9 protein-coding genes are annotated in these 13330 nt (G+C 74.7%); 2 read left to right on the top strand and 7 right to left on the bottom strand.

What is annotated here, in order from left to right:
- Window positions 1-349 precede the first annotated feature (349 nt).
- The gene (locus AABA78_RS09920) at window positions 350-1867 is read left to right on the top strand and encodes a sensor histidine kinase (RefSeq protein WP_338262734.1); all 1518 of its coding nucleotides are present in this window, start codon (window positions 350-352) and stop codon (window positions 1865-1867) included.
- Between the two features lie 19 nt (window positions 1868-1886).
- Here AABA78_RS09920 and cheB read toward each other — a convergent pair whose 3' ends face one another.
- The 7 genes from cheB to AABA78_RS09885 are packed head-to-tail and all read right to left on the bottom strand — an operon-like array spanning window position 1887 to window position 11541.
- Window positions 1887-2918, bottom strand: a complete 1032-nt coding sequence (cheB, locus tag AABA78_RS09915) for a chemotaxis-specific protein-glutamate methyltransferase CheB (protein ID WP_338262733.1) — start codon at window positions 2916-2918, stop codon at window positions 1887-1889.
- A complete protein-coding gene (locus tag AABA78_RS09910) occupies window positions 2915-3736 on the bottom strand; it encodes a CheR family methyltransferase (protein WP_338262732.1) in 822 nt (273 codons plus the stop codon). Before AABA78_RS09910 ends, cheB begins: the two co-directional genes overlap by 4 nt.
- 16 nt (window positions 3737-3752) lie before the next feature.
- Complete coding sequence (locus AABA78_RS09905) at window positions 3753-6122, bottom strand: HEAT repeat domain-containing protein (protein WP_338262731.1); 2370 nt, start codon at window positions 6120-6122, stop codon at window positions 3753-3755.
- On the bottom strand, window positions 6119-8662 hold the full coding sequence (locus tag AABA78_RS09900) for a methyl-accepting chemotaxis protein (protein WP_338262730.1): 2544 nt from the start codon (window positions 8660-8662) through the stop codon (window positions 6119-6121). The genes AABA78_RS09905 and AABA78_RS09900 overlap by 4 nt, the downstream gene beginning before the upstream one ends.
- The gene (locus AABA78_RS09895) at window positions 8643-9089 is read right to left on the bottom strand and encodes a chemotaxis protein CheW (RefSeq protein WP_171420546.1); all 447 of its coding nucleotides are present in this window, start codon (window positions 9087-9089) and stop codon (window positions 8643-8645) included. The genes AABA78_RS09900 and AABA78_RS09895 overlap by 20 nt, the downstream gene beginning before the upstream one ends.
- Window positions 9086-11152 carry a chemotaxis protein CheA gene (locus AABA78_RS09890; RefSeq protein WP_338262729.1) on the bottom strand — a complete coding sequence of 689 codons (2067 nt, stop codon included), beginning with the start codon at window positions 11150-11152 and terminating at the stop codon, window positions 9086-9088. The genes AABA78_RS09895 and AABA78_RS09890 overlap by 4 nt, the downstream gene beginning before the upstream one ends.
- On the bottom strand, window positions 11149-11541 hold the full coding sequence (locus AABA78_RS09885) for a response regulator (RefSeq protein ID WP_171420544.1): 393 nt from the start codon (window positions 11539-11541) through the stop codon (window positions 11149-11151). Before AABA78_RS09885 ends, AABA78_RS09890 begins: the two co-directional genes overlap by 4 nt.
- 202 nt (window positions 11542-11743) lie before the next feature.
- On the opposite strand from AABA78_RS09885, the gene AABA78_RS09880 reads away from it, so the two are divergent.
- The gene (locus tag AABA78_RS09880; protein ID WP_338262728.1) at window positions 11744-13288 is read left to right on the top strand and encodes a response regulator; all 1545 of its coding nucleotides are present in this window, start codon (window positions 11744-11746) and stop codon (window positions 13286-13288) included.
- Window positions 13289-13330 lie beyond the last annotated feature (42 nt).

Below are 13330 nucleotides of genomic sequence, written 5' to 3'. Positions count from 1 at the left end.
TGGCGCGCCGCGCGGAAGCCCGTCATCCCTCGGGGTGGCCCCCCGCTTTGCCTTGAGCGGGGTATGGTTCTGGTGGATGCATTCCGTTCCCGTCCAGCCCCGTGTCTTCTGTCGCGTGGCGGACCTCGCGCGCGATGCAGGCGACAGGAACCGCACTGACCCGTTTCCTCCCGGAGGTTTCTCCTTACCCTCGGAAATCCACGAGTCCATGAATCCCGTAACAGGCGGTCAGGACGCCTTGCACCCTCCTGGTTCCATGTCCCGGCGTTGAAGCCGGGCACGCTCGCGAAGCACCGCCGTGTTTCCCACCTGAAGGGACCCCGCTCCCCGTACCCCTGACGACCCGCCGATGGCCCACGCTCCCGCCCGCCCGCGCTCCCGTCCCTCCGCCCCGTCCTCGACGGAGGCGCCCGGCCCGGGCCTGCTCGCGCTGCTGGAGGGGCTGCCGGAGGCCTTCCTCGGCGTGGACGAGGGCTGGCGCATCCGCTACCTGAGCCCGCGCATGCGCGAGCTCTTGGGGGCCCGCGTCCAGACCGGGGACGACCTGCGCAAGAAGGTGGCGGACGTGCTGGGCCTGGGCCCCCACTTGCGCCTGGACGCGCCCGCCACCGCGCAGCCGGCCGCCGCGCGCTACGAGCACCGCTGGCACGAGGGCGGCTTCTGCTTCGAGGTGAGCACCCGCCCGGTGGACGGCGGCCTCCTGGTGCACTGCCGCGACATCACCCACGAGTTCCAGGCCCGCAACGAGTTGCAGCGCGTGGGCCAGCTCTTCCAGGCGGTGATGGAGGGCACCACCGACGCCATCTACATCAAGGACATGGAGGGCCGTTACCAGGTCATCAACTCCGCGGGCGCGCGCGCCCTGGGCCGCACCGTGTCCGAGGTGCGCGGGCACACGGACGCGGAGCTGTTCCCGGCCGGGGAGGCCCAGGCCAACCTGAAGCACGACCGGGACGTGCTCAAGGCGGGCGCCCCCCTCACCTACGAGGACGCGCAGCAGGACCCCTGCGGGGACGTGCGCGTGTGGCTGTCCACCAAGGGCCCGCTGCGCGACCCGGAAGGCAACGTGTTCGGCCTGTTCGGCATCAGCCGCGACATCACCCAGCGCAAGTGGGCGGAAGAGGAGGTGCGCCGGCACGCGGAGTTCCAGGAGCACCTCATGGGCATCATCAGCCATGACATCCGCAGCCCGCTGGGCGCCATCATGAACTGGTCGCGCGTGCTGGCGGCCGGGGGCCCCGCGGAGGAGACGGCGCGCACCAGCCGGCGCATCGCCACCGCGGCGGTGCGCATCGAGCGGCTGACGCGCCTCTTGCTGGACTTCACCCGCGCCCGGCTGGTGGGCGGCGTGGTGATTGAGCCGCGCGGTTCGGACACGCAGGAGCTGCTGGCCAAGGTGGCGCACGAGTTCCGCGTGGCCTTCCCGCAGCGCGACATCGTCGTGGAGCACAAGGGCAACACGCAGGGGCACTGGGACCCGGACCGGCTGGCGCAGGTGGTGTCCAACCTGGTGGAGAACGCGCTCAAGTACAGCCCGGCGGACGCGCCCGTGCGCCTGGCCACGCGCGGCCTGCGCAACAAGGTGGTGGTGACGGTCCACAACCAGGGCCGCCCCATCCCGGAGGCCACCCTGCCCCACCTCTTCGAGCCCTTCCGCCAGGGCCCGCAGCAGACGCGCACGCTGAAGATGAGCTACGGCCTGGGGCTCTACATCGTGCGCGAAATCGTGCACGCCCACGGCGGCACCATCGACGTCACCTCCACCGAGGACGACGGCACCACCTTCACCGTCACGCTGCCGCGCCGCGCGCCGCCCCGGAAGGGCCCGCCGCCCGAGCCGCCGCATCCCCCCGCGCACCGCCCCTGAAGAGGGCGCGCCGCCCCTGTCAGACGAAGCGGGAGATGAGCGGCACCAGGTCGTCCAGCGGCGCGCTGCCGTTGGACAGGCCGGCCTCCGCCACCGCGCGCGGCATGCCGTACACCACGCAGGAGGACTCCGCCTCCGTGAGCACCACGCCGCCCGCGGCGCGCAGGGCCCGCGCGCCCTGGAGCCCGTCCTCGCCCATGCCGGTGAGCACCAGCCCCAGGGCGTCCCTGCCCCAGACCTCCGCCACGCTCTGGAAGAGCACGTCCACGGAGGGGTGGTGCGGGGTGCCCAGCGGATGGCGGTCCAGGCGCACCAGGTTCAGCGCCCCGTGCCGCGCCACCTTCAGGTGGTACCCCGCGCGCGCCAGCACCGCGCGGCCCGGCACCAGCTCCAGGCCGTCGCTGGCCTCCACCACCTCCAGCGCGCTCTGCGAGTCCAGCCGCTTCGCCACGGCCTCCGTGTAGCCGGCGGGGATGTGCAGCGCGAGCACCACCGGCGCCGGGAAGTCCCGGGGCAGCGCCGACAAGAGCCGCGTCAGCGCCTGCGGCCCGCCCGTGGACGTGCCCACCGCCAGCAGCTTCGGGGAGGTGGCGGGCAGCACCCGCGCGGGCGGGGCGTCCCTGGCGGCCTTCAGCTCGTTCGCGTAGCGCGGCACCGCGCGGCCGGCGACGCGCACCTTCTCCACCAGCTCCGCGCCCAGCTCGTAGAGCCGGTCGGTGGCCAGCGCCGTGGGCTTGTGCACCAGGTCCACCGCGCCCGCCTGGAGCGCGGCCACCGCCAGCTCGCTGTCCGTGCCCGCGCTGCTCACCACCACCACCCGGGGCGCGTCCGGCATGCCGGACAGCGCGCGCAGGAAGCCCGTCCCGTCCAGCGCCGGCATCACCAGGTCCAGGGTGATGACGTCCGGCTTGAGCTCCGCCACCCGCTCCAGCGCGTCCAGCCCGTCGCGCGCGGTGCCCACCACCTCCACCCCTTCCGCGTCCGACAGCACCTTGCGCAGCACCTTGCGCGCGAACGCGGAGTCGTCCACCACCAGCACGCGCAACGTCATGCGTCCGCCTTGCTGTAGAAGAACGCCCCGCGGCGCTCCTCGCAGCGCAGCGCCGTGCCAAAGCGCATCAGGGACTCGGACGTGCCCACCAACAGGTGCCCGCCGGGCCGCAGCGCCCCGGTGAGGCCATCCACCACGCGGCGCGCGGTGTCGTCCTGGAAGTAGATGAGCACGTTGCGGCAGAGGATGGCCTCGCAGCTCCCCGGCTCCGGGTAGCCCGCCGTGTCCACCAGGTTGAGCTGCCGCCACTCCACGCGCGCCATCAGCTCCGGCCGCACGCGGGGGCGCCCGTCCACCACGTCCAGCCAGCGCCCCACCACGCCCGGGGGCAGCGCGCGCATGCAGCGCAGGTTGTGCTCCCCCGTCCGCGCGCGCTCCAGCGCCCGGGCGCTCAGGTCCGTGGCCAGGATGGACACGTCCCCCAGCACGCCCCGCGAGTCCAGCATCATGGCCAGCGTGAGCGGCTCCTCGCCGGTGGCGCACGCCGCGCACCACACCCGGGGCTTGCGGCCGGCCTTGACCGCGGGCACGAGCACCTCGTCCACCAGCACCTCCATCGCCTGGGGCTCGCGGAAGAAGTACGTCTCGTGGACGAGCAGCGCCTCCACCAGCCCGTCCAGCGTCTCCGGGCCCTTCGGGTCGTAGCGAAGGAAGTAGTAGTAGTCGAGCAGCGAGTCGAACCCGGCATCCAGCGCGCGGACGGACAGCTTCTCCGCCAGCAGCTCCCGGTCCTCGGGCCCGTAGTGCAGGCCCGAGCGCTGCTCGATGAGCATGGCCAGGATGGCCAGGACCTGCGGGGACAGCGGCAGCGTGCTCATGGGCCGTGGGCTCTCTTCAGCGGCCCAGGGCCAGGAGGCAGGCGCGGCGCACTTCGGGGTCCTCGTCGCGGTGGGCCGCCCGGTCCAGCGCCTCGCGCGCCTCCACCGTGCCCAGCGCCGCCACCGCGGGGGCCGCCGCGCGGCGGCCAGCGGGGCTCGCGCCGATGAGCGACTGCATCAGCGCCGCCCTCGCGTCCGCCCGGCGCATGCGCGCCAGCGCCGCCACCAGCAGGGGCGCCGTCCCGTCGTCCGCCACCTCCAGCGCCGCCATCAGCCCGGGCAGCCGTCCCTCCACCGGCAGCGCCAGCGCGGACACCACCTGCTCGCGCAGCATCACGTCCCCCAGCAGCGACACCAGCTGCTGCGTCGCGTGCGTGCCCGTGCGCGTGGCCAGGAAGCCCACCGCCGCGCTGCGCACGCTGTCGTCCCGGTCCCCGGCGGCGCGCAAGAGCGCGGGCAATGTCTCCGGCGCGTCGTACTCCGCGACCGCGGACAGGGCGACCAGCCGCGTGGCCGGGTCCTCCGAGTGCACCGCCTCCAGCAGCACCGGCAGCGCGTCCGGCCGCCGCGCCACGCCCAGCCCCAGCAGCGCCGCGCGGCGCACGTCCGCGTCCGAGGACGAGGCCGCCCGGCGCAGCGCCGCCATGGCGCTCTCCGTGTGCATGTGCGCCAGCGCGTCCACCACCGCCACGCGCACCTGGCCCGCGTCGTCGTTGGCCAGCGCGACGATGGCGTCCGCGGCGGCCTCCTCGTTGAGCTTCCCCAGCGACTGGCACGCGTAGTAGCGCACCCACGGGTCGCGGTCGTTCAGGCCGCCCAGCAGCGTGGAGGTGATGCGCGCCTGCTTGTCCGTCTGGCCCAGCGCGCGCATGGCGGTGGCGCGCGTGCGCTCCGACTCGTGGCTCGCCGCGACCAGCAGCGCGTCCACCGCGCGCGGGTCGTCGATGAAGGGCAGGCCGTAGATGGCCGCGTCGCGCAGCCGCTCGTCCGGGTCCCGCATGGCCAGGAGCAGCGCGTCCAGGCCGCGCGGATAGCCGAAGTACGCCACGATGCGCAGCGCCGCCCGCCGCTGGCGCGCGTCCGAGGACCGCGCCGCCTCCAGCGCCAGCGTCTCCGTCGTCTCGCTGCCCAGCGACTGGATGGCGCCCACCACCGCCTGCGACACGCGGGGGTCCTCGTCCGACAGCCGCGCGAACAGGGCCGGCACCGCGGACGTGTCACCAATGCGCGACAGCGTCTCCGCCGCCAGCGCGCGCACCGTCGCGTCCCGGTCCTCCAGGCACAACAGCACGTCCGGCACCGCCGCGGAGCGCTTGCCCACCAGCGGCAGCAGCACCCGCCTGCGCGAGCTTTCACCCTCGCGCAGCGACTGCAGTATCTGCGCGTCCGCCTCCGCGCCCAGCTCTCCCAGGGCCGCCGCGGCCGCGCGCGACACGCCCAGGTCCTGCGAGTCCAGCAGCTTCAGGAGCCCCGCCGCCGCGTCCGCGCCGCCCACCCAGCCCAAGAGGCGCGCCACCGCGGTCTTCTCCCCCGCGTCCGCGCCCGCGATGACCTGGGCCATCCGGCGCCCGGTGGGGTGCGGCTCCGTCGACGTGGAGCGCAGCACCGACGGCACCATGCGCGCGCCGCCGAAGCGCTGCACCTGCGCGTCGTGGATTTCCACCAGCGCCACCGCCGCCACGCGCACCACCGCGTCGTTGCCGCGCTGGAGCAGGCCCACGAGCGCGGGCACCGCGGCCTCCTGGCCGGTGCGCCCCAGCGCGCGCGCCGCCTCCAGGACGTAGAAGGGGTCCGACAGGAGCGCCATCAGCGCCGGCACGACGGTGGGGTCGCCGGAGCGGCCCAGCACGTCGATGGCGGGGAAGATGCGGAAGAAGTTGCCGCTGCCCAGCGAGGACAGGAGCGCGTCCACCGCCGCGCCGCCGCCCACGCGGCCCAGCGCCTCGATGGCGGCCACCGCCACGTTGTCGTCCGGGTGGACGATGAGCCGCGACAGCAGCGGCACGGAGCGCCGGCTGCGCCGCCGCCCCAGCACCTGGGCGGCGTCACAGACGATGGCCGGGTTGGGGTCGTCCCCCAGCACCTCCACCGGCCCCTCCACGTCACCGGTGGCGGCCACCAGCGCGTCCACCGCCGCGGCGATGCGCGCCTCGTTGTCCCGGCGGTGGCGCAGCACGTCGCACAGGGGCTCCACGGAGGGCGTGCCCAGGCGCGCCAGCGCGGACACCACCGCGCGGCGCACGGCCCACGACGGCGCGTCCAGCCCGTCCACCAGCACCGGCAGGCTCGCCGCGCCCTGGCGCGCCAGCTGCTCCACCTCTTCCACCCGGGCGCGGTCGTCCGAGGACAGCGACAGCGGGTGGTGTCTCACCGTCGAACCGGTCACGTGCCCTGCTCCCGCGTGCTCCGGGGCGCCGCCGGCTCCGTGTTGCCCAACAAGCCGCTCAGGTGGCTCAACCCCTCCACCTGCTCACCGTTCAGCCGCGCCAGCTGCCCCAGCCGGCCCGCCACCTCCCGCACCTCCTGGGCGGTGGCGGCCGTGGCGCGCGCCTGCTCCGCCGTGGTCACGGCGATCTCCCGTGCGCGGCCGCGCATGTCCTCCACCGACCTGCCCAGCTGCTCACTCACCGAGGCCTGCTCCTGGGCGGCCTTCGCCACCGCCGCCACGCCCGTGGCCTGCTTCGCGGCGGACGTGGTGAGCAGGGACAGGGCGTCCGTCTGCTCCTCCAGCGCGCGCGCGGTGGTCTTCGCCACCCGGCGCACCTCCTCCGCGCCGCGCACCAGGGCGGTGAGCGCCTGGGCCTGCTCCTCCGTGGCGCGCGTCACCTCCTTGGCCAGGTTGGCCACCTGGCGGCTGGCCAGCTCGCCCTGCTTGAGCGCGCGCGCCTGCTCCGACATGGCGCGCGTGGACTGGGCCACCTCCTTGCGCGTGGCCTCCATGGCGCGCGTCACCTCCTGCGCGGCCTTGGCCTGTTCGGAGATGCCGGTGAGCGTGCGCTGCGTGGAGGCCGCCACCTCCTGCGCCGTCGCCCCCAGCACGCCCACCTGCTGGCCCTGCGCCATCACCGCGGCGCTCACGCCCTGCACCAGCTGGCGCATCTGCGTGGTGCCCCGGGCCAGGTCCGTGGCGGCCTGTGCCTGCTCCTGCATCGCGCGCGACACCTTCTCCGCCACCTCCGACAGCTGGTTGTTGGAGCGCACGGCCTCGCGCAGCGCCTTGGCCTGCTCCTGGGTGGCCTGGGTGGTCTGCCGCGCCATGCGCCGCATCTCCGCGCCCCCCTGGGCCAGCGCCTGCGCCGCCTGCGCCTGCTCCACCGACGACGCGGCGATGACCCGGCCCTGCTCGCTCACCTTCGCCGTGGCCTGCACCAGCGCCTGCACCGCCTGCACCTGCTCCACCGACGCGCGCGACGCCTCGCGCACGTTCAGCCCCAGGTCCTCCACGCCCTTGAGGATGGTGCCCAGCGCGCGCTCCGCGTCGCCCGCGAGCGCCGCGCCCTCGTCCGCCGCGCGCACGCCCTCGGTGTTGGCCACGGCCGCCTCGCGCGCCGTCGTCTGGAGGCCCCGGACGATCTTGGCCACGTCGCTGCTGGCCGCCGCCGCGCGGTCCGCCAGCGCCCTGATTTCCTCCGCCACCACCGCGAAGCCGCGGCCGTGCTCCCCGGCGCGCGCCGCCTCGATGCTGGCGTTGAGCGACAGGAGATTCGTGCGGTCCGCGATGAGGTTGATGGTCTGCACGATGTCGCCAATCTCCTCGGCGCGCCGGCCCATCTCCTTCATCACCCCGGACGACTCCACGATGGACTGGCGGATGCGGCCGAAGCCCGCGATGGAGCGCGCCACGGTGACGCCGCCCTCGCGCGCGCTGGTGCCCACGCGCTCCGCGGCCTGCCGCGCCTCCTCCGTCAGCTGCGACGCGCGGCGCGTGGAGGACTCCAGCTGCGAGGACGCGGTGGCGCTGGTGGACGCCAGGCCGTTGATGCTCTCCGCCGCGCGGGCCACCGCCTGGGCGGAGCGCGACAGCTCTTCGATGGTGGCCGCGTTGGCGTCCACCACGGCGGCGTTCTTCTCCGAGGTGGCGGCCACCTCCTCCACGCTGGCGGCCACCTCCTGCACGGTGGACGCGGTGGTGACCGCGCTCGCCTCCAGGGTGCGCGTGTGCTCGGCGACGCCGCGCACGCTGCGCGCCACCTGCTCCGTGGCGGCGGCCGCGTCCTCCACGCTGGCGGACATGGTGGTCGCGTCCCGCACCACGTCCTGGAGCGTCTTGCCCAGGGACACGACGGCGCCGGACACCTGGCCCATGCGCTCGCCCACGCCCTGCGCGTCCGAGGACAGGCGGGTGATGCCCTTGGACATCTCCTCGATGGTGGCGGCGACCTCTTCCGTGGTGGCGGCGCTGGTCTGGTTGCGCGACACCAGGTCCTCCACCGTGGCGGTCATCTCCTGCATGCTCGCCAGCAGCTGCTCGCTGGAGGCGGCCAGGTCCTCCGCGTTGGCGCTCACGCCCTTCACCGAGCGCGCCACCTCCTCCAGGGTGGAGGCCGTCACGTCCGCGGTGGAGGCGAGCATGCCCGCGTCCTTGCGCACGCTGGACACCGACGCCGTCACCTCCTGCATCGCGGCCGCGGTGGTCTCCGCCTCCTGCTGCACGCCCCTGGCCGCGTCGCCCACGGACACCTGGCTGCGCACCAGCGCCTGCACCGCGGTGCTCGTCTGCTCCACCTGCGCGGCCACGGACTCGATGGCGATTCTCACCTGCTCGCCCGCCGCCGCCTGCTCGTTGCCGGCCGAGGCCAGCCGCGTCGCCAGCTGCTCGGTGGACTTCACCAGCCCTCCCCCTTCCGCCACCTGGAGCGAGGCGCGCTCCGCCAGCGCGCGAGCGTCCTCCAGCTTGCGCACGCTGTTACCGTTGTCCGTCGACATCCGCCGCCTCCTCCCCGACCACCCGGGGGAAATCAATGAGCATCACCAGCCGCGGGCCCACCTGCGCCACGGCCTTCACGAACCCCTTCGCCCCCTCCACCACCATGGGTGGAGGCGGCTGGATGGTGCGGGGGTCCAGCTTCAAGACCTCGCGCGCGCTGTCCACGAGCAGCCCCACGGTGCGCTCGCCCAGCTGCCCCACCACCACCCGCGAATCCAGCGACGGCGTCCCCGCGGGCAGCCCGAAGCGGACGCGCGCGTCCACCACGGGGATGACCCGGCCGCGCACCTGCACCAGGCCGGCCACGTGCGAGGGCGCCCCGGGCACCGGCGTCGCGCCGGTGAAGGACTCCATCTGCACCACGTCCGCCGCGGGCATCGCGTATTCCGACCCGTCCACCTTGAACAACACGTGCAGCACGTTCATGACACCCACTCCCCCGCGCGCGACGCCCGCTTGCGGCGGCCCACGCGCGCGGCGCCCAGCGCGCCCAGGTCCAGCACCAGCGTGGGCTGACCGTCACCCAGGTCCGTGGCGCCGGCCACGCCGGGCACGCGCACGAGCGGGTCCTCCAGCGGCCGCAGGACGATCTCCTGCTGTCCCAGCAGCCGGTCCACCGCGAAGGCCACGGGGTCCCCGCGCTGCCGCACGATGAGCGCCTTGCCGCCGCCGTCCCGCGCGCCGGCGTCCCCGGCGTCCAGCAGCCGCGCCAGCGACACCAGCGGCACCGCCGCGCCCCGGCGCTCCACCAGCCCCACGCCGTCCGCGCCCGCGGGGCGCACCACGCCCGCCACGTCGATGAGCTCCTCCACGGTGCCCACCGCCACGGCGTACCGGCGGCCCGCGCACTCGAAGACGATGGCGTCCATCAGCGTCACCGTCAGGGGGACGCTCAAGGTGAAGGTGGTGCCCGCGCCCTTGCGCGTCTCCATGCGCAGCTCGCCGCCCAGCTGCTCCACGACGATGCGCCGCACGATGTCCATGCCCATGCCCCGGCCGCTGGTGCGCGTGGCCTCCTGGCGCGTGGACAGCCCGGGGCGGCACAAGAGGTCCAGCAACGCGTCCGCGGAGTCCGGCACGGGGGCGTTGGCCGCCTTCGCCACCGCCTTCGCGTCCACGCCGCGCCCGTCGTCGCGCAGGGTGAGCTCCAGCTGTCCGCTGGCGCGCGCGTGGCAGCGCAGGTGCACCAGGCCCTCCGGGGCCTTGCCCGCCGCCTGGCGCTCCTCGGGCAGCTCCAGCGCGTGGTCCACCGCGTTGCGCACCAGGTGCACCAGCGCGGGCAGGAGCCGGTCCGCCACCGCCTTGTCCAGCTCCGCGTCGCCCACCTCCAGCTCCAGCCGCACCGCCTTGCCCGTGGCGCGGCGCAGGCCGCGCACCAGCAGGGGCAGCCGCTCCAGCACGTCGCCCACGCGCACCATGCGCAGCCGCAGGATGGCCGAGCGCAGGTCGCGCAGCTGGCGGCCGTTCTCCTGGAGGATGGCGGTGAGCTCGCGCGTGGGCGCGCCCGCCTGGGTGAGCGCCGCCGCCGCGCGCGTCAGCCGGGAGCGGTTGACGACGAGCGCCGCCAGCCACTCCATGGCCTCGTCCAGCCGCGACACCTCCACGCGCAGCAGGCCTCCGCCCCGGCGCACCTCGGGCTCGTCCAGCTCCTCGTCCAGCACGGCGCTGGCGGGCGGGGCCGCGCCGTCCAGCGGAGCCGGGGGCAGCTCCTCCGGCGCCCCGGCGGCCCCCTCCAGCGAGCGCACCGTGGCGGGCGGGCCGCCCACGGCGTCCAGCAGCACGGCGTCCTCCGCGCGGGTGAGCAGGAGCAACGCGAACGCCAGCGACGCGCCCCCCGCGGCGGCGCCGGACAGGGGCAGCACCTTCACGATGTCCGCGAGCTTCGCCACCCGCTCGCGCACGGTGTTGATGTTGAGCCCCTTCGCGGCGCGCTCCGAGGACGGCACGAAGTCCAGCCGCAGCGCGCGCTGGCCGGCGGTGAGGCCGCTCTCCAGTTGCTCGCGCTCGGACGGGGCCAGCCGGGAGGCGAACGCGGCCTCCGCGTCCAGCGTCAGCTTCCGGGCCCGCTTCGGGGCCGCGTCCAGCACCTGGGGCCCCAGCGCCTCCAGCCGCTCCAGCAGCGCCGGGGGCGCGGGCGACGCCGTCTTGCCGGCGCCCAGCTGCCGCACGCGCAGCTCGATGGCGCGCAGGCCCTCCACCAGCGGCTCCACGCTGGACTCGGGCAGCCGCCCGCCGGCCTGGTCCGCCAGCCGCAGGGACGCCTCCATCCAGTGCGCCACGGAGACGACGGGCTCCACGTCCACCATGGCGGACAGGCCCTTGAGCGTGTGCAGCGCGCGGAACAGCTCCCGCACGGCGCGCGGCTGGGCCAGGCCCTTGCGCACGGCCTCCTCCACCGCGAGCAGGTCCCGCTGCGCGGAGGCGAGCAGCTCATCCACCTCCGCCAGGTAGGCGGGGAGGAACTCCGCGAACTCCCCGGAGCCACTCACCCGCGCGACGCCTCGGCCGACGACTTCTCCAGCAGGGCCCGGGCGGCCCCCTGGATGGAGTCCGGCGTGAAGGGCTTGGTCATGAAGCGATCCGCGCCGGCCTGGAGCGCGCGCTCGCGCGAGGCCTCGTCACCCCGCGTGGTGACGATGATGATGGGCAGGTTGCGCAGGTGGTCCTGGCCCCGCACGAACTCCACCACCTCGATGCCGCCGATGTCCGGCATGTTGAGGTCCAGCACGAGCAGGTCATACGGCTTGAGCGACAGCTGCTCGATGGCCTCCAGCCCGCTGGACGCCTGCGTGAAGCGGCTGTCCGGATAGGGCCGCAGGCAGGCGACCACCATGTCGCGCATCACCTTGCTGTCATCGACGACGAGTACCTCGGGCATGGCGTCCTCTGGAAACGACCGGCCAAGCTAGATCGATTCCGACCCGCTGAAAGAAATGAGTCATCCGGCGCGCGTTGAACGTTCTGTGGTCCACGCCCGCCCTGGACGATGTGCCATGGCCTGCGGCGGAGCGCCACGGGCGCCCGCACATCCGGCACCCTGCGCGCTCCTGATTTTCAGCTCCGGGAACCGAACCCCATCCATGCGCCCCCCTCCCCCGCCCGACGCCTCCTTCCCCCGCCCGCCCGGGCCTCCTCCGCCCGTCGCGGACCCCGCACCTTGCGTCTGGGTGGTGGATGACAGCGCCAGCGAGGCGCGCTTCATCAAGGCGGCACTGGGAACAGGCTTCCAGGTGGAGACGTTCCCGGACGGCGCCGCGATGCTCGAACGGCTGCACGCCGGGCGTGCGCCGGACGTGGTGGTGCTGGACTGGGAGATGCCCGGGATGTCCGGCCCGGAGGTCTGCCAGTTCCTGCGAGGCCAGCGGGAGACGGAGGCCCTGCCGGTCCTGCTGCTCACCGCGCACGGCCGGCCGGAGGACCTGGTGCAGGGCCTGCGCGCGGGCGCCAACGACTACGTGGCCAAGCCCTTCCGCACGGAGGAGGTGCGCGCGCGGGTGGACGCGCTCGCGCGCACCAAGCGGCTGCTGGACGACGTGCGGCGCACCAGCCAGGAGAAGGCGGAGGTGTTCGCGCAATTGGACGCGCTGCTCACGTCGTCGCCCGTGGGCATGTCGCTGCTGGACCGGGACCTGCGCTTCGTGCGCGTCAACGCGCGCATGGCGAAGCTGGACGGGCTGCCCGTGGACGCCTATCCCGGCAGGACGCTGGCGCAGGTCCTGCCCCGGCTCGCGCCCCTGCTGGAGCCCCTGCTCCGCCGCGTCATGGAGACGGGCGAGCCCGTGGAGGAGATGGGCTTCACGCTGGAGCACCCGGACGCGTCCGGCGGCGAGGTGTACGTGATGGCCAGCTACCACCCGGTGCGCACCGCCCGGGGAGAGGTGGTGGGCGTGGGCACCGTGCTGGTGGACGTCACCCGGCACAAGCAGGCGGAGGCCGAGCTGCGCGCGACCGCGGAGTTCCGCGAGCGCTTCCTGGGCATCGTGGGCCACGACCTGCGCAACCCGCTCCACTCCATCCGCATGGGCGCCAGCTTCCTCGTCGCCAGCGAGCAGCTCCCCCCGCCCATGGAGCGCACCGCCAGCCGCATCATCAGCAGCACGGACCGGATGACGCGGATGATCACCGAGCTGCTGGACTTCACCCGCAGCCGGCTGGGCAGCGGCATCCCGCTGACGCCGGGCGACACGGACCTGGGGCAGGTGGCGCGCCAGGTGGTGGACGAGCTGGAGCTGGTGCACCCGAACCGCACCGTGAAGGTGACCACCACCGGCCCCCTCACGGGGCACTGGGACGCGGACCGGCTGGCGCAGGTGCTGAGCAACCTGCTGGGCAACGCCCTGCAGTACAGCCCGCCGGAGGGCGGGGTGGAGCTGTCGCTCGTGGGCGAGGCGGAGCAGGTCGTCGCGCGGGTGAGCAACCCGGGGGAGCCCATCGCGCCGCAGGTGCTGGACCTGCTGTTCGACCCCTTCCACCGCGCGCGCACCGGCGCCCACGCGCCGTCGGGCCTGGGCCTGGGGCTCTTCATCTCCCACCAGATTGCCCGCGGCCACCGGGGCTCGCTCACCGTGACGTCGGACGCGGAGCGGACGGTCTTCACCCTGACGCTGCCGCGCGGCGGGCCATGAGTCCCGGCGGACGCCCCCCTCGCCGCCCCCGGGCGCTCCGGG

The sequence above is a fragment of the Corallococcus caeni genome (genome assembly GCF_036245865.1).
Lineage (GTDB): Bacteria > Myxococcota > Myxococcia > Myxococcales > Myxococcaceae > Corallococcus > Corallococcus caeni.
This window is presented reverse-complemented; position numbering and strand designations above follow the sequence as displayed.